At 67.6% G+C, this 15,126-nt stretch carries 16 protein-coding genes; 6 read left to right on the top strand and 10 right to left on the bottom strand.

The window, feature by feature from the left end:
• Window positions 1–2: 2 nt before the first annotated feature.
• Complete coding sequence (locus EVS83_RS04160; RefSeq protein ID WP_133499766.1) at window positions 3–1,805, bottom strand: ABCB family ABC transporter ATP-binding protein/permease; 1,803 nt, start codon at window positions 1,803–1,805, stop codon at window positions 3–5.
• Window positions 1,806–1,977: 172 nt separating this feature from the next.
• On the opposite strand from EVS83_RS04160, the gene EVS83_RS04155 reads away from it, so the two are divergent.
• Window positions 1,978–3,231, top strand: coding sequence for a multidrug effflux MFS transporter (locus EVS83_RS04155; protein WP_133499765.1), 1,254 nt, complete (start codon window positions 1,978–1,980; stop codon window positions 3,229–3,231).
• Between the two features lie 42 nt (window positions 3,232–3,273).
• On the opposite strand, the gene EVS83_RS04150 is transcribed toward EVS83_RS04155, so the two are convergent.
• The 6 genes from EVS83_RS04150 to EVS83_RS04125 all read right to left on the bottom strand — a co-directional run bounded on the left by EVS83_RS04150 (window position 3,274) and on the right by EVS83_RS04125 (window position 8,475).
• A complete protein-coding gene (locus EVS83_RS04150) occupies window positions 3,274–5,301 on the bottom strand; it encodes a M2 family metallopeptidase (RefSeq protein WP_133499764.1) in 2,028 nt (675 codons plus the stop codon).
• Between the two features lie 81 nt (window positions 5,302–5,382).
• Window positions 5,383–5,901 (bottom strand): hypothetical protein, encoded by a 519-nt coding sequence (locus EVS83_RS04145; RefSeq protein ID WP_166636799.1) that lies wholly within the window; start codon window positions 5,899–5,901, stop codon window positions 5,383–5,385.
• A 25-nt stretch (window positions 5,902–5,926) separates the two neighbouring features.
• The gene (minE, locus tag EVS83_RS04140; RefSeq protein WP_133499762.1) at window positions 5,927–6,187 is read right to left on the bottom strand and encodes a cell division topological specificity factor MinE; all 261 of its coding nucleotides are present in this window, start codon (window positions 6,185–6,187) and stop codon (window positions 5,927–5,929) included.
• Between the two features lie 3 nt (window positions 6,188–6,190).
• Complete coding sequence (gene minD, locus EVS83_RS04135) at window positions 6,191–7,000, bottom strand: septum site-determining protein MinD (protein ID WP_133499761.1); 810 nt, start codon at window positions 6,998–7,000, stop codon at window positions 6,191–6,193.
• 90 nt (window positions 7,001–7,090) lie between these two features.
• Window positions 7,091–7,876 carry a septum site-determining protein MinC gene (minC, locus tag EVS83_RS04130; protein ID WP_133499760.1) on the bottom strand — a complete coding sequence of 262 codons (786 nt, stop codon included), beginning with the start codon at window positions 7,874–7,876 and terminating at the stop codon, window positions 7,091–7,093.
• A complete protein-coding gene (locus EVS83_RS04125; RefSeq protein WP_133499759.1) occupies window positions 7,873–8,475 on the bottom strand; it encodes a GNAT family N-acetyltransferase in 603 nt (200 codons plus the stop codon). Before EVS83_RS04125 ends, minC begins: the two co-directional genes overlap by 4 nt.
• A 139-nt stretch (window positions 8,476–8,614) precedes the next feature.
• On the opposite strand from EVS83_RS04125, the gene EVS83_RS04120 reads away from it, so the two are divergent.
• The 5 genes from EVS83_RS04120 to EVS83_RS04100 all read left to right on the top strand — a co-directional run bounded on the left by EVS83_RS04120 (window position 8,615) and on the right by EVS83_RS04100 (window position 12,959).
• Window positions 8,615–9,820, top strand: coding sequence for a sensor histidine kinase (locus tag EVS83_RS04120; RefSeq protein WP_133499758.1), 1,206 nt, complete (start codon window positions 8,615–8,617; stop codon window positions 9,818–9,820).
• Window positions 9,817–10,479: a response regulator gene (locus EVS83_RS04115; protein ID WP_133499757.1), complete on the top strand. Its 663-nt coding sequence runs from the start codon at window positions 9,817–9,819 to the stop codon at window positions 10,477–10,479. The genes EVS83_RS04120 and EVS83_RS04115 overlap by 4 nt, the downstream gene beginning before the upstream one ends.
• 302 nt (window positions 10,480–10,781) lie before the next feature.
• On the top strand, window positions 10,782–11,852 hold the full coding sequence (locus tag EVS83_RS04110) for an SRPBCC family protein (RefSeq protein ID WP_133499756.1): 1,071 nt from the start codon (window positions 10,782–10,784) through the stop codon (window positions 11,850–11,852).
• A gap of 79 nt (window positions 11,853–11,931) precedes the next feature.
• Window positions 11,932–12,282 (top strand): DUF423 domain-containing protein, encoded by a 351-nt coding sequence (locus EVS83_RS04105; protein ID WP_166636798.1) that lies wholly within the window; start codon window positions 11,932–11,934, stop codon window positions 12,280–12,282.
• Window positions 12,283–12,284: 2 nt separating this feature from the next.
• Window positions 12,285–12,959, top strand: coding sequence for a DNA-3-methyladenine glycosylase family protein (locus tag EVS83_RS04100; protein WP_133499754.1), 675 nt, complete (start codon window positions 12,285–12,287; stop codon window positions 12,957–12,959).
• 285 nt (window positions 12,960–13,244) lie between these two features.
• Here EVS83_RS04100 and EVS83_RS04095 read toward each other — a convergent pair whose 3' ends face one another.
• The 3 genes from EVS83_RS04095 to EVS83_RS15590 all read right to left on the bottom strand — a co-directional run.
• A complete protein-coding gene (locus EVS83_RS04095; protein ID WP_133499753.1) occupies window positions 13,245–14,036 on the bottom strand; it encodes a M15 family metallopeptidase in 792 nt (263 codons plus the stop codon).
• 38 nt (window positions 14,037–14,074) lie between these two features.
• A complete protein-coding gene (locus EVS83_RS04090; protein ID WP_133499752.1) occupies window positions 14,075–14,587 on the bottom strand; it encodes a hypothetical protein in 513 nt (170 codons plus the stop codon).
• 3 nt (window positions 14,588–14,590) lie between these two features.
• A partial coding sequence (locus tag EVS83_RS15590) for an alpha/beta fold hydrolase (RefSeq protein ID WP_484029926.1) occupies window positions 14,591–15,126 on the bottom strand: 536 nt, incomplete at its 5' end.

Here is a 15,126-nt window from a genome sequence, read left to right as displayed (position 1 = left end):
GATCAGGCGACGGCCGCCTCGTCCGCCGCCTGCAACTGCAGCTGCCACAGCTGTGCATAGTGGCCGAGCGAGGCGATGAGCTCCTCGTGCGTGCCCTGTTCGACGATGCGGCCGGCGTCCATCACGAGGATGCGGTCGGCGTTCATCACCGTCGACAGGCGATGCGCGATGACCAGAGTCGTGCGGCCTTCCGCGATGCGATCGAGCTCCGCCTGGATCGCCTTTTCCGAGCGCGAGTCGAGTGCGGACGTCGCCTCGTCGAAAATCATGATCGCCGGGTTCTTGAGCAGCGCACGCGCGATGGCGACGCGCTGCTTCTCACCACCCGAAAGCTTCAAGCCGCGCTCGCCGACTTCGGTTTCGTAGCCGTCCGGCATCGCGAGGATGAACTCGTGGATGTGCGCGGCTTTTGCGGCGGCTTCCACTTCCTCACGCGTCGCGTTCGGACGTCCGTAGTGGATGTTGTAGTAGATCGTGTCGTTGAACAGCACGGTGTCCTGCGGCACGGTTGCGATCGCCGCGCGCACGGAGCCCTGCGTGAGATCGCGCAGGTCATGCCCGTCGATCGTAATGCGGCCGTGATCCGGGTCGTAGAAGCGGTAGAGCAGGCGGGCGAGGGTGGACTTGCCCGAGCCCGAATGGCCGACCACCGCCACCGTCTGGCCGGGTCGGATCTCGAAATTCACGCCCTTGAGGATTTCGCGGCGCGGGTCGTAGGCGAAGCGCACGTCCTCGAAACGGACGTGGGCCTTTCGCGTGTGCAGCGGCAGCGCGCCGGGCCTGTCCTGCACGTCGAGCTTTTCGTCGAGAAGGCCGAACAGGCGCTCCATGTTGGTGATCGACTGCTTGATCTCGCGGTACATCATGCCGAGGTAGTTCAGCGGCGCCGCGAGCTGCAGCAGGTACGCGTTGACCAGCACGAGGTCGCCGAGCGTGTACTGCCCCGCGACGACGCCCGCCGCCGCGCGCCACATCAGCGCGGTGACGCCCAACGACACGATCGCGGTCTGCCCGACGTTGAGCACGGCCAGCGACTTGAGGCTCATCACCGTGGCTTCTTCGACGTGCTTGAGGTTCGCGTCGTAGCGGCTGGCCTCGTGCTCTTCGTTGTTGAAGTACTTGACCGTCTCGTAGTTGAGCAGCGAATCGACCGCGCGCGCGTTCGCCTTGGTGTCGGCCTCGACCTTCGCGCGGTAGTAGCGCGTGCGCCATTCGGTGACGGCGAACGTCCATCCGATGTAGCCGGCCAGCGTCAGCAGCGTGATCACGCCGAACGACCAGCCGTAGTGGATGACGAGGAAGCCCGTCACCAGCGTGACCTCGATGATCGTCGGGATGATCGTGTAGATCGTCCAGTCGAGCAGGTCGGTGATCGCGGTGCCGCCGCGTTCGACATCGCGCGAGACGCCGCCGGTGCGACGCGAGAGATGGAATTTCAGGCTCAGCGCATGCAGGTGGCGGAATACCTTGAGCGTGACCTCGCGCGCGGTGCGTGCCATCACGCGCGCGAACACCACCTGCCGCAGTTCGGTGACGAGATTCACGCCGACGCGCGCCGCACCGTACGCGGTGAGCAGCAGCACGGGCAGCACGCGCAACGTCGCTTCGATGTTGAGCGAGTCGACGATGCGCTTGAGCAGCATCGGCACCGTCAGCCCGAGCAGCTTGGCGATCAGCAGGCAGCCGATCGCGAACGCGATGCGGCCGATGTGCGGCTTCAGGTAGGGGAACAGCGAGCGGACGATGCCGAAGTCGCTGCGCTGCGTGCCGCGCGCGGCGACGCTCAGGGGGTCAGGGGAGGCCATGGGTTCAACGTAAGGCCGGGGACGTGACGGAACAACCGTCGCCCGGCCGATGGCGCGTTCCATCGGTCGCCACCAAGCGGCCGTGCGCCCGCTGCAACGCGACGTTCGCCCCGGCGCGTCGGCCGTGACCGCCCCGGCGTTTACCCTAGTGCGCCCCGCCGCGGCCCGATCCATGACGCCCAACGTCCGCCCGTCCACGCGACGCCTCGCCCTGCTGCTGGGCGGGTTGGCGATGTTCGGCCCGTTCTCGATCGACACGATCTTCCCGGCGTTCCTGCAGATCGGCGCGCAGCTCGGCGCCGATGCCGTAGCCATGCAGCAGACGATCAGCGTCTACCTGATCGCCTACGCGCTGATGAGCGTGGTGCACGGGCCGCTGTCGGATGCGATCGGCCGGCGTCGCGTCATCCTTGGCGGGCTGATCGTGTTCGTTGCGGCGTCGGCGGGCTGCGCGCTCGCGAAGGATCTGCCGACGCTGCTTGCATTCCGCGCGCTGCAGGGGCTTTCGTCGGGTGTCGGCCTGATCGTCGGCCGCGCGGTGATCCGCGACGTGCTGCAGGGCCCCGACGCGCAGCGCCTGATGAGCCAGGTGTCGATGATCTTCGGCATCGCGCCGGCGATCGCGCCCGTCATCGGCGGCTGGCTGCTGGGCTGGAGCCGCTGGCCGATGATTTTCTGGTTCTTGGTGGTGTTCGGCGTGGTACTGCTCGTGGCCACCTGGGCCGTGCTGCCCGAGACGCATCCGCCCGCGGCGCGACTCGCGTTCGCGCCGCGTTCGCTGCTGCGCGACTACGCCGCGATCTTCATCAATCCGCGCTTCCAGCGGCTCGCGGCCGCGTCGTCGTTCAACTTCAGCGCGCTGTTCCTGTACATCGCATCAGCGCCGGTGTTCGTGCTCGAGATGCTGCGGCTGCACGGCCGTCACCTGGGCGAGACCGAATTCGCCTGGTTCTTCGTGCCGACCATCGGGGGAATGATCCTCGGCGCATTCGTGTCCGGACGCGCCGCCGGCAAGTTGAGTGGCGACCGCCTCGTGCGCATCGGCTTCATCTCGACCGCCATCGCGATGGCGTTCAACGTCGTCTACAACGCGCTCGCACCGGTTCCCGAGATCCCGTGGGCGGTGCTGCCGATGACGCTGCACGCGTTCGGCATCGCGCTCGTGTTCCCGGTGCTGACACTCGCGATCCTCGACATGTATCCACGCCAACGCGGCTCGGCGTCGTCGTTACAGGCGTTCACCAGCTTGGTGATGAATGCGCTGGTCGCGGGCGTGCTGTCGCCGCTGCTGTCGCATCACACGCTGTGGCTCGCCGCCGCGGCCACGGCGATGACGCTGGTGGCGTTCGCGTTCTGGAGCTGGGAGACCGCGGTGTCGCGGAAGAACGCGCTGCGCTGCGAAGGCGCCGACGTCCCGACGCCTTGACGCACTACGAAGAAGGGCCGGCGAGGCCGGCCCTTCGATCGATCACGCCTTGGCAGGCGCTGCGGGCTTCGCGGGCGCCGGTGTCGAGGCCGGCGGTGCAGAGGTCACCGCATTCGGTTCCCAGCCGCAGGTCTTGCCTTCGTTCTGCTGCTTGAGCCACTGCTGCAGCGGCGCGAAGTACTCGAGCACGGCGGACGCGTCCATCTTCTCGCTGCCCGTCATTTCCTTGAGCGTCTTCTGCCACGGCTGGCTCGCGCCGTGCGACAGCATCGTCAGGTAGCGATGGCCGGCTTCCGGGTTGCCGTAGAAGCTGCACTCGTACAACGGACCCTTGTAGCCCGACGCATCGCACAGCGACTTGTAGAACTGGAACTGCAGGATATCGGCGAGGAAGTAGCGCGTGTACGGCGTGTTCGCCGGCACGTGGTATTTCGCGGCCGGGTCGAAGAAGTTCTCGCCACGCGGCGTCGGCGGCGCGACGCCCTGGTACTTGGCCTTCAGCTGCCACCACGCGGTGTTGTAGTTCTCCGGCTTGATCGAGCCGTCGAACACGCCCCAGCGCCAGCGGTCGATCATCAGGCCGAACGGCAGGAACGCCACCTTCGCGAGCGCCATGCGCATCTGTGCGTTGATCAGCGCTTCATTCGTCTGCTGCGGCTGGTCGACGAGTCCGATCTGGTGCAGATAGGCGGGCGTCATCGACAGCACGATCGTGTCGCCGATCGCTTCATGGAAGCCGTCGTGCGCGCCGGCCTGGAACAGCGGCGGCTGCTTGTTGTAGGCCAGGTAGTAATACACGTGGCCCATCTCGTGGTAGATCGTGGTGAAGTCTTCTTCCGTAGGCTTCGTGCACATCTTGATGCGCACGTCGCCCGACATGTTCATGTCCCACGCCGACGCATGGCAGACCACATCGCGGTCGCGCGGCTTGATGAACTGCGTCTTCTCCCAGTACGACGTCGGCAGCTTGGGCATGCCGATCGACGTGTAGAAATCCTGCGCGCGCTCGTTCATCTGCTTCGCGGTGGCGAGCAGCGCATCGTGCTCGGCCTGCGACACCGCGGATGGCGAACGGTCGCCGCTGATCTTCGCGGTCTCGGCCGCGAGGTTCTTCTGGTACTGCGCATCGAGAGACGAAGTGACGTCGAGGCTGCCGGCGCCCGGATACGGCGCGAGCATGTCCCAGAGGTTGCCCCAGTCCTGCTGCCACATGTTGCCCATGAGGTGCGCCGGGAGCATGTGGCCGGCGACGTGGCCGCGCTGCGCGCCGTACTTGGCGTCGAGCTTGGTGCCGGCGTAACAGTGCAGCTGCTCGTAGAGCGGCTTGACCTGTCCCCACAGGCGATCGGTTTCCGCCGAGAGCTCGGCCGGCGTCATGTCGTAGCCGGAACGCCACAGCTCGCCGGCGTCGGCATAGCCCATGTCGCGCGCACCTTCGTTGATCAGCGTGACGAAGCGCGTGTAGTCCTTGCGCTGCGCGGACGCGGTCGAATGCCAGCCCTGCCACGCATCGAGCAGCTCGTCGTAGTCGCGGCTCTTCGCCAGCACTTCCTCGAGATCGCCGAGCTGGCGACACGTCTTGGCCGGGCCCTCGCCGGTGCAGTACGCGCCCTTGCCGTACGCGCCTTCCATGCGCGTCGCGATCTGCGTGAGTTCAGCCAGATCCTTCGGATTCTTCGGCGGCGGCATCGCGGCCTGCAGCTTGAGCAGCTGGATCGCGCGCGCCGTTTCCGGCGACATCTTCTGGCCTTCGAACCTGCGCGACTGCTCGATCCACGCGTTGAGCTGCGCGAGGTAGCGCTCATTCGCCTTCGACGACACGAGCTCGCTGTCATCGTTGATGTAGGTCGACGACAGCCACTGCGACGACGTGAGCTCCGGATACATCGCGCGGTATTCGTCGTTGACGCGCTTGACGAACTGGTCGGCGGTTTCGTTTTCCGGCGGCGTCGCGGCCGTGGTGGACGGGGCGGTGCCGGTCGAGGTGGACGCTCCGGGCGGCGCCTTGCAGCCGGACAGGCCGAGGACGGCGACGATGCTCACGGCGAGCAGGGCGCGGACGGGTTTCATGGCGGAGACTCCGGGGGTAGGCGTCGTCGCAGGCTAGAGGCCGCCCCCGGCCGGTGCAAGGCGCACTGCGGCGCGCGCGGTTCAGGCCGGCGGAGCGAGTCGCCGCGTGGTGGCGTTGGCCAGGCCCGCGCGTTCGAGCCACGCCCAGGCGTCGTCCGCATCCTGCTCGACGTAGGCCTTCGCCGAGCCGAGCCGGAACGTGTAGCCCCAGGCGTCCATGTCGGCGAGTACGCGGTCGCCGCCGACGCCCGGCAGTGCATCGCCGAGCAGCGACTGCAGCACGCAGACCGCGTTCTCTTCTTCGATGGAGTCAGTGGCGTCGGTGTGCACGGCGTCGCGACGCTCCGGCGGCAGCACGATGAGATGCGCGGCCTCGTGCAGCATCGAATGCACCGGCGTGTCGGCGCGCACGTGGACCGTCGAACCGATCAGCCCGGCCTCGCACTCGCCCCAGTAGCTGCCGGGAATCGGCTCGCCGTCGGGCACGCGCGACAGCACGAGGCCGTAGCGCGCGAGAAGCGCCGCGGCGGCGTCGAAATCGATGTCGGCGAGCGTCAGCATGGGCTTGAGACGACGATGCCCCCGCACAGGCGAGGGCATCGAAGAAGGCGAAACATGGAAACGGTCAGGCCTGCGCGCCGTTTTCCGGTAGCGCGACGGAAATGTCGAGCACCTTGTTGTCGCCGTCGCCGATCAGGTCGACCTTGACCGCTTCGGCGTCGACGTTGACGTACTTGCGGATCACTTCGAGCAGCTCGCGCTGCAGCATCGGCAGGTAGTCCGGGCCGCCACGCGTCACGCGCTCGTGCGCGACGATGATGCGCAGGCGATCCTTCGCGACCGAGGCGGTCGGCTTCTTCGCGGTCAGGAAATCGAAGATGCCCATGGATCAACCCCCGAAGAGCTTGCTGAGGAAGCCCTTCTTTTCGACCTGCACGTAACGCATCGGGCGGTTCTCGCCGAGCAGGCGCGCCACCGCGTCGTCATACGCCTGCGCGGCGTCGGACTGCGCTTCGAGGATGACCGGCTCGCCCTTGTTCGATGCGTTCAGCACGTCGCCCGATTCCGGGATCACGCCGATCGCCTTGAGGCCGAGGATCTCCTCGACGTCGCCGATGCTCAGCATCTCGCCGGTCTCGACGCGCTTGGGGCTGTAGCGCGTGAGCAGCAGGTGTTCCTTGACGCGCTCGCCGTTCTCGGCGCGCTTGGTCTTCGACGCGAGCAGGCCAAGGATGCGGTCGGAGTCGCGCACGGACGAGACTTCCGGGTTCACCACGACGACCGCCTGGTCGGCGAAGTACATCGCGAGGAACGCACCCTTCTCGATGCCCGCCGGCGAGTCGCAGACGATGTAGTCGAAGCCATCGGCGGCGAGGTCGTTCAGCACCTTCTCGACGCCTTCCTTCGTCAGCGCGTCTTTGTCGCGCGTCTGCGAAGCAGCGAGCACGAAGAGGTTGTCGAAGCGCTTGTCCTTGATCAGCGCCTGCTTAAGCGACGCTTCGCCGTGCACGACGTTGACGAAGTCGTACACCACGCGGCGCTCGCAGCCCATGATCAGGTCGAGGTTGCGCAGGCCGACGTCGAAGTCGATGACGGCGACCTTGTGGCCGCGGCGCGCGAGGCCGCAGGCGAGACTGGCGCTGGTGGTGGTCTTGCCCACGCCACCCTTGCCCGACGTGACGACGATAATTTCGGCCAACTGAGGTTCCTCCGGATTCGTTCTCAGGTCCCCGCCGGCGATGCCGGTGCGGGCGACAGCATGCCCTAAAGCATGCGGATATGTGACGGATTAGGCGTCCAGCGCTTCGATCTTCAGCTGGCCGCCATCGAGCCACACCTGCACGGGCTTGCCGAGCAGATGGGCGGGAATGTCTTCGGACACCTTGTAGTGCCCCGCGATCGCGACGAGTTCGGCATGGAACTCGCGGCAGAAGATGCGCGCCTGCTCAAAGCCCTGCGCGCCGGCGAGCGCGCGGCCGCGCAGTGCGCCGTAGATGTGGATCGAGCCGTCCGCCATCACTTCCGCGCCGGCGCCGACCGTCGCGAGCACGGTGAGATCGCGCTCCGCCGCGTAGACCTGCTGACCGGAACGCACGGGTGCGGCCTGCACCAGGCCCGGCTGCGAACTTGCATTCGCTGCGGCGGCGACCGCGGCAGGCGCGGGCGCAGGCTCGGGTTCGGGTGTACGCTCGCGACGCGACGGCGGCGCCGGTTCGGCAGGCGCATCGCCCGCACGCTCGTACTGCGCGCGGAACTTCGCGAGCAGCGGAAGGCCGAGCTCGCGCGACAACGCCTCGATCTCGCTGGTGCCGTAGGCGAGGGCGACGGGCAGCACGCCCGCATCGCGCAAAGCGTCGACGAGCGCTTTCGCGGTCGGGACGTCCGGTGTACGCGTCAATCCGCCGAAGTCGATGACGACCGCCGCGCGCGCGAACAGGTTCGGCGCGCGCTGCACACGACCGCGCATTTCCTCTGCAAGCTTGCCGACGTCCAGCGTGCGGATGCGCAGGTTGGCGATGCCGACCTGGCCGATCTTCAGCTCGCCCGCGGGCTCGAAATCCATTTGCGCGCTCATACGCGGCCTCCGGCAGCGCGCGTGCGCGCGACGTCGCGCGTCCGCGGGGTGTGGATCCAGGGTTCGGGCGGCAGGTCGCGCCCATACGTCTCGCGCACCCACGCATAGCTGCAGAGCGGCTTCATGAGCATGGACGCACGCAGGCCGGTTTCGTCCATGACGTGCTGGCCGACTTCGTTGAAGCCGAACGTGCCGTGGAAGAGCAGCACCGGGTCGTTGCCGCCCTGCATCAGCACTTCGCAGGCCATCTGCGGATAGCGCAGTTCGGCGTAGGTCTGCGCGTCGGCGTAGAACGCGCGCCCGACGCCGCCACCGCGACGCCGGCTCGCGACGACGATGCGGTCGATATAGAAGAACTCCGAGTGGCGCTCGCGGAACCAGCGGAAGTTCGAGCTGTCGTGCTCGGCCGCATCGCCCATCCCGATCAGGAAGCCCGCGAGCGAGCCGTCGCGCTCGGCGACGCGGAAGTATTCAGCGGTTTCGTAGAAGTGCTGGAGACGGGTCGCATCCAGCGGAAGGATCGCGGGGCCGGCGGCGTTGTTCAGCGCTAGGACGGAATCCAGCTCGTGCTCGCGCACGTCGCGGACGACGATCGACATTCTTTCCGGCTCCCGGGGTCGTGCAGCCCGCCAGTGCGGCGCGGCGCGCGATTATCGCACGGTGACCGGGCGGGGCCAGCGCCGCTTGGCATGACTTTCGGCGGGATGGCGTCACGAAAACGGGGCGTACGATGCTCCAATGCCGGTCCAACTGAATCACACCCGACTGTTGCGCTATTCCGGGCTCGCCACCTGGGCGATGGTCGGCTTGCCGTTGCTGTACATGTCGTTGGGGCCCAACGTGGCGCCCGACGATCTCGCGGCCGACGATGCGCTGGGTCCGCGTGCCCTGCCACTGCTGGGTTGGGGCGTCTATTTCCTGTTCGGCGTGAGCTACTTCGTGCTGTCGCAGGGCCTTGGGCGGCGTCATGCCCGTTTCGGCGACGTGGTCGGCCTGTTGCTCCTGACCGCGAGCGCGATCGGCGTCAGCTACTACGGCCGGAATGGCCTCGGCAGCGTGTTGTTGATGACGACGGCCTGCCTGTTGCCCTGGTTCCTACCGTTGCGCGCTGGTATCCCGTGGCTGATCGCCAGCCAGTTCGCGGTGATGCCTGTCTTCGTCTACGGGTTCAATTTCCCGCTGTTCGAAGCGCTCATGCAGTCGCTGCTCTACACGGGCTTCTCCGTGTTCGTCTTCGCCACCAGCCTGATCGCGCGCCAGCAGGCCGATGCGCGCGAAGAGCAGCGTCGACTCAACGCGGAACTGCGCGCCACGCGCCTTTTGCTCGCCGAAAGCGCGCGCGTCAACGAACGCACGCGCATCTCCCGCGAACTGCATGACCTCCTCGGTCACCACCTCACGGCACTGAGCCTCAACCTCGAAGTTGCGGGCCACCTCGCCGAAGGCCGCGCGAAAGAGCACGTTTCGCAGGCGCATACGCTCGCGCGCCTGCTCCTCACCGACGTTCGCGAGGCCGTGAGCCAGCTGCGCGAGGGCGGGGCGATGGACCTGTCCGTCGCGCTGCGCCCGCTCGCCGAGAACGTGCCGTCGCTCGACATCGCCATGGACATCGAGTCGCCGCTCACCATCGACGATCCCGAGCGCGCGCATGTGCTGCTGCGCTGCACGCAGGAAATCATCACGAACGCCGTGCGCCATTCGGGCGCGCGCCACCTCTGGATCGCCGCGCGCCGCGACAACGGCGCCATCGTCGTCACCGCACGCGACGACGGCCGCGGCGCCGACCTGCTCGTCGCGGGCAACGGCTTGCGCGGCATGCGCGAACGCCTGGCGCAGCAGGGCGGCACCCTCGATATCGATACCCGCCCGGGCGACGGCTTCCGTCTCCGGCTCGTCCTGCCCATCGCGGCCGCCCCGGCCGTCCGAGAAGGAGTCGCCGCATGAACGCCCCCTCCATTGCCCGCATCCGCGTGATGCTGGTGGACGACCAGACCCTCGTCCGCCAGGGCGTGCGGTCGCTGCTCGCGCTCGCCGAAGGCATCGACGTGGTCGCCGAGGCGTCCGACGGGCGTCAGGCGGTCGACCAGATACCGCAGGTCAAGCCCGACGTCGTGCTGATGGACATGCGCATGCCGGCGATGTCCGGCCTGGAAGCGCTGCAGACCCTCGCGCGCCTCGGCCAGCTGCCGCCCACCATCATCCTGACCACCTTCGACGATGACCAGCTCGTGCTCGCGGGCATCAAGGCCGGCGCCAAGGGCTATCTGCTCAAGGACGTCTCGCTCGACCAGCTCGTCGGCGCCATCCAGACCGTCGCCGACGGCGGCTCGCTGGTGCAGCCGGCGGTCACCCAGCGCCTCCTCTCCGGCCTGGAGCACATGCGCAACGACTTCGTGAGCCTGGACCGCCCGGATCCCCTCACCGAGCGCGAGACCGAGATCCTGCGCCTGATGGCGGGCGGCTTCTCGAACAAGGAAATCGCGAATTCGCTGGGCGTGGCCGAAGGCACGATCAAGAACCACGTGTCGAACATCCTGTCGAAGCTGGGCGTCCGCGATCGCACCCGCGCGGTGCTGAAGGCGTTCGAGCTGCAGCTCGTCTGACCGGCGTCCGGCCGGATGCCGTGTCCGGCCGGAAGCGGCCGTACGACGCCGTGTAAGGGGTCGTGCGACGCGGGGGTCGACGTGAAGGCGTTTCCCTCGGTGACGTGGAACCCGCGTGCCTAGCGCAACGTGTCAACCGCCGCGCACAGGCCAGCCCGATCGCGAAACCGGGCTGTCGTTCACGCCGTTGGGCAGCACGCGTTCAACGACATTCACGCCAGTGCCGCTGTCTTGCTACGATTGGCGGTCTGCGCCTCGGCCCTGCCACGGGTGGCGCGGGCCAGGCCCCGGAGAACTCCTGAATGACCCGTTTGCTCGAGATCCTGATTTCCATCGCGATCGTGTTCGCACTGTTCGTGATCGTGGGCATTTTCCTGCCCAGCAGTCGCCACCTGTCCGAGTCGGTGCAGTCGAATCGCAAGATTGCGATCGCGTACGACCTGCTCAACAACACCCGTCGTTTCACCGACTGGAACCCCATCCTGCTGCACGATCCGGCGGCTAACGTCCAGACCTCGGGCAAGGACGAGGGCGTCGGCGCGAAGGTCAGCTACCAGTCGAAGGTCCGCGGCGTCGGCAACGGCAGCTGGGAGATCACTGAGGCGGAGCCGAACAAGCGCGTCGTCTACGCCATCACCACCGATTCGCCGGGCAGCAACAAGCGCAGCGAGTTCACCCTGCAGCCGGTCGGTAACCGCGGCCGCAATACGCAGATCACGCAGACCTACGACGTGAACTACGGGTTCAACCCGATCGCGCGCTATGCCGGCCTGTACGTGAGCAACAGCGTCGGCGAGGACATCAAGCTCGGTCTCGGTCGCCTGACCAACGCGCTCGCCGGCGTGCCGAACATCGACTACAGCCAGCTGCCGGTCGAGTACAAGTCGCCGCTGCCGACCCTAGGCCAGCGTCCGGCCGAAACGCTGCTGACCGTCGGCGCCGTCGTGCCGATCGATCGCGACAAGATCAAGGGTCAGATGAACTCGAACCTTGAGTGGATCAAGAAGGTGATCGCCTCGAACGGTCTCGAGCAGGCCGGCCCGGTCCGCATCATCACTAACGAACAGGGTTCGGCGAACTATTCGTTCGACGTCGCCGTCCCGGTGAAGAAGGCGGGCGCGGGCGAGAAGATCGAAGGCATCAGCACCTCGGGTACCCCGGTGAAGGTCGCCTACAACGACGCCGCCAAGGTCGTCGGCACCACGTTCAAGGGCGACATGGGCAACCTGCAGCGTCTGCGCGACGCGATCCGCGCCTGGTCGCTGACGCACGGTTACGCCACGCTCGATCGTCCGTACGAGATCTGGAACGGCGGCATCGATGCCGGCTTCTCCGACCAGGGCGAGTTCACCGTCCAGTGGGCGGTCAAGTAAGCCCGATCGATATCGAAAACGCGCCGCTTGCGGCGCGTTTTTCGTTGGGGCGCCGCGTGCGTTCCGCGCGGGCGTTCGCATGAGCCGTGACGCGCGCTGGCCTGGTGTCATCGGTGGCCTCTACGGCGCCTGCGGCGTCGGCCTGTCGGCTTACGCGGCGCACGGCGCGACCGGCGACGCGCAACATGCGCTCTACACCGCAGCGGCGATGGCGCTCGCGCATGGCGTTGCGCTGATCGCCTATGCGCCGCGACGTTCGCGCGCCGGCGGCTTCGCGCAGTTCGCGTTCGTCCTCGGCGTGCTGCTGTTCTCCGGCAGCCTCGTCGGCGCATATGCGCTCGGCTGGCCCACCCGTCTGGCGCCCGCAGGCGGCGTGACGCTGATCGTCGGCTGGCTGCTCGCCGCGGTCGAACGTTCGTCGAGGCGCTGACGATGCCGCGCTGGTCCCGGGGCTTCGACGTCGACGCCGCTGCGAAACACCTGCGACGCGTCGATCGCGAACTCGGCGCGTGGATGCGCCGCATCGGGCCGATCGAAGCGAACGTTCAGTGGCGACGTCCGTTCGATCCGGTCGATGCGCTGGCGCGCGCGATCCTGTACCAGCAGCTGTCGGGCAAGGCCGCGGCAACGATCGTGTCACGTGTCGAAGCCGCGATCGGGAGTGACCGGCTTCACGCCGACACGCTCGGCCGTTGCGACGACCTCACACTCCGCGGCTGCGGCGTATCCGGTAACAAGCTGCTCGCGCTGCGCGATCTCGCGCGTCGCGAAGCCGACGGTGAAATCCCGACGCTGCGGCAGATGTCGGTGATGGACGAGGACGCGATCATCGCCGCGCTCGTTCCGATCCGCGGCATCGGCCGCTGGACGGTCGAGATGATGCTGATGTTCCGCCTCGGCCGGCCGGACGTGCTGCCGGTCGACGATCTCGGCATTCGCAAGGGCGCGCAGGTGCTCGACGGACTGGATGCGATGTTGCCGCCCCGTGCGCTCTCAGAACGCGGCGAGATATGGGGCCCGTACCGCACGTACGCGAGCTTCTACCTCTGGCGAATCGCCGATTTCGCGACGCCCGCAGCGAAGCCGGTCAAACGTTCGCAGAGCTGATCGAAAGCGGTGTTTCGACGCCTTCGACAAGATCCGTGCCGAGTCCGAAACGCGTAAACAACATATCCGCGAGCGCGTCGACGTCGTTCTTCGCGTCGTCGAAGTGCACGGCATGAATCCCGAGTGCCGTCGGCGCGTCGAATCCGCGCTTCCGGCAGATCGAGCGCCACGGACAGTGCAGCGAGCGTCGTGAACGAACCGGTCGGATGCGTCGTCAGTACGGCATCGAAGTCGAACAGCACCGCGCGAATCATGCGGGCGTTGCTGGCGGCCATGGGCGATGCTTCAGCCGCGATGGCACCAGTGCCAAGGCTCGTAGACGATGCCGTGCGGGTTATCGCGCGGGTAGCTCATCACGAAGCCGTACGCGCCGGCGTTTGCCGTCAGCCATTCGAAGGCGGGCGTGAGCTCGAACGATTCTTCCGCGGGCGGTTCGCCGGGCGAGGCGATGTCCAGCGCGCGGCCGGCGTGGTGTTCGCTGTAGCCGGGCGCCGCGTTGACGGTGAGGATCTCGTCGACCGTCTGACCGCGCGCGAGCTTTCGTTCGAAGATGCCAAGCTGGTAATCGTGGCTGCGATAACCCGAGATGGCTTCGAGCACGATGCCTTCGCGCAGCGCGGCGTCGTGCATCGTGCGCCAAGCGCGCGCCGCGGCGGGGCGGAGCCACAGGGGCCGCCGATAGCGGTCGAACCCCGCAAACCTAAGCGCGGCAGGCTCGGCGACGAGTGCGAGCCCCGTGCGTTCGCTGTACGCGTCGGCATCGAGGCCCAGCGCATGCAGACGGTGTTCGATGCGCGCGAGCGGCAGGTCGTGATCGTCGATATGCGAACCGCGCGGCGGCGCATCGAGTGCGCGCAGCGCCTGGTCGACGCCCCCTTCGCTGTGCCAATTCCACGTAAGCGGTTCGATGCCGGCCGAGGTCGACGCCGCCAGGAAGCGGCCGTCGCGCTTGCGCCGCAACACGTGCGTGGCGCGCGCCAGCGTGCGGGCGTCAGCGTTCGAGCGGGCGCGCAGCAGGTGCGCGGGCCAGAGCTCGACGTCGGGCGTATTGATGAGCGTGGTCGGGCGCGGTCGCATGCGGGCAGGGTAGCGGGCGGCTTCGGCGCGCGCGAGCGTCAGCGGTAGGTCGCGTTCACGGCGAGGAAGAACAGGAACGCGCGCAGCGGCAGGTCGTCGACCGTCGGCAGGTCGATCTCGAAGCGGCGACGCAGCGCCAGCATGCGCGTGGTTTCGCGAATCGCGCCCACCGCGCCAGTGCCGCTCGCGAGGTCGAAGTGCATCGGGCCGAACCACGCGCGACGCTCGACCAGCGTCCCGACCGTGCCGGGCGCCTCGATGTGCCACTTGCGCGGGCGACCCGGCTGCCCCGTCGCGGACGCACGGCGGGCGTCGCCCTGCATCAGTTTGAAGCGATAGAGCCGCGCGCCGCCGGCGGGCGAATCGAACGTCTCGTACTCGACGCGGTGCTCGACGCCCGCCGCTTCGATCATGACGTAGCCCGGCTCACCCAGCGAGAACCGCGCATTCCGCACCTGCGCCGGGCGTGTGGGCATGCGGATCGTCGCGCGCGGCTCGCCTGCCTCGAGCAGCGTGTAGGTGAACTTCGACAGGCTCTCACAGGTCAGCATCGATCAGCGATGGCCTTCGATCCACGCGGCGACGTCGTTGATGAGCTGCGCATCGACGTGGCCGGGGACGTCGTACGACTTCAACGTCGATGCGCCGGTGCCCGTAATCGCCAAGTGGTCGAGCGCGGGATACAGATGCAGCGTCGCGCGCGGATCGTGGCCGAACGCCTGTTGCCACAGCGCCCAGTCGGTATTCGTGACCTGGAAGTCGCGGCCGCCCTGCAGGAGCAGCATCGGCAGCTTGAGTGCGCGTGCATCCGCGAGCGGATCGACCGCGTCGATCGAACGCCAGTACGCGGCAGACAGGCCGAGCGGGGCGTCGGTGGGCGCAAGTGCACGGCCGCTGCGGATCGCAGCGATCGCGCTGTCGATCTTCGCGAGCGCGGTCTTTTCGGCGTCGCTGACATTGCCGTCGAGATTCGCGATGTAGCGGTTCTGCTCCGGCAGCAGGTCGAGCAGGCGTCGCGCCGGCGCGGCGAGCATCACCACGCCGGCGACATGGCCCGAGCGCGTCGCGATGCGCGGCGCGAGCATCGCGC

The sequence above is a fragment of the Cognatilysobacter terrigena genome, assembly GCF_004361065.1.
In the GTDB taxonomy this organism is placed as follows: domain Bacteria; phylum Pseudomonadota; class Gammaproteobacteria; order Xanthomonadales; family Xanthomonadaceae; genus Cognatilysobacter; species Cognatilysobacter terrigena.
Note: the sequence above shows the minus strand (reverse complement) of the source record. Positions and strands in the feature narration are given on the sequence as shown.

What these genes read in the sequence shown, in the direction of transcription:
- EVS83_RS04160 (WP_133499766.1), bottom strand. Translation starts at nt 1,805, where the DNA reads ATGGCCTCCCCTGACCCCCTGAGCGTCGCCGCGCGCGGCACGCAGCGC.
- EVS83_RS04155 (WP_133499765.1), top strand. Translation starts at nt 1,978, where the DNA reads ATGACGCCCAACGTCCGCCCGTCCACGCGACGCCTCGCCCTGCTGCTG.
- EVS83_RS04150 (WP_133499764.1), bottom strand. Translation starts at nt 5,301, where the DNA reads ATGAAACCCGTCCGCGCCCTGCTCGCCGTGAGCATCGTCGCCGTCCTC.
- EVS83_RS04145 (WP_166636799.1), bottom strand. Translation starts at nt 5,901, where the DNA reads ATGCCCTCGCCTGTGCGGGGGCATCGTCGTCTCAAGCCCATGCTGACG.
- minE (WP_133499762.1), bottom strand. Translation starts at nt 6,187, where the DNA reads ATGGGCATCTTCGATTTCCTGACCGCGAAGAAGCCGACCGCCTCGGTC.
- minC (WP_133499760.1), bottom strand. Translation starts at nt 7,876, where the DNA reads ATGAGCGCGCAAATGGATTTCGAGCCCGCGGGCGAGCTGAAGATCGGC.
- EVS83_RS04125 (WP_133499759.1), bottom strand. Translation starts at nt 8,475, where the DNA reads ATGTCGATCGTCGTCCGCGACGTGCGCGAGCACGAGCTGGATTCCGTC.
- EVS83_RS04120 (WP_133499758.1), top strand. Translation starts at nt 8,615, where the DNA reads ATGCCGGTCCAACTGAATCACACCCGACTGTTGCGCTATTCCGGGCTC.
- EVS83_RS04115 (WP_133499757.1), top strand. Translation starts at nt 9,817, where the DNA reads ATGAACGCCCCCTCCATTGCCCGCATCCGCGTGATGCTGGTGGACGAC.
- EVS83_RS04110 (WP_133499756.1), top strand. Translation starts at nt 10,782, where the DNA reads ATGACCCGTTTGCTCGAGATCCTGATTTCCATCGCGATCGTGTTCGCA.
- EVS83_RS04105 (WP_166636798.1), top strand. Translation starts at nt 11,932, where the DNA reads ATGAGCCGTGACGCGCGCTGGCCTGGTGTCATCGGTGGCCTCTACGGC.
- EVS83_RS04100 (WP_133499754.1), top strand. Translation starts at nt 12,285, where the DNA reads ATGCCGCGCTGGTCCCGGGGCTTCGACGTCGACGCCGCTGCGAAACAC.
- EVS83_RS04095 (WP_133499753.1), bottom strand. Translation starts at nt 14,036, where the DNA reads ATGCGACCGCGCCCGACCACGCTCATCAATACGCCCGACGTCGAGCTC.
- EVS83_RS04090 (WP_133499752.1), bottom strand. Translation starts at nt 14,587, where the DNA reads ATGCTGACCTGTGAGAGCCTGTCGAAGTTCACCTACACGCTGCTCGAG.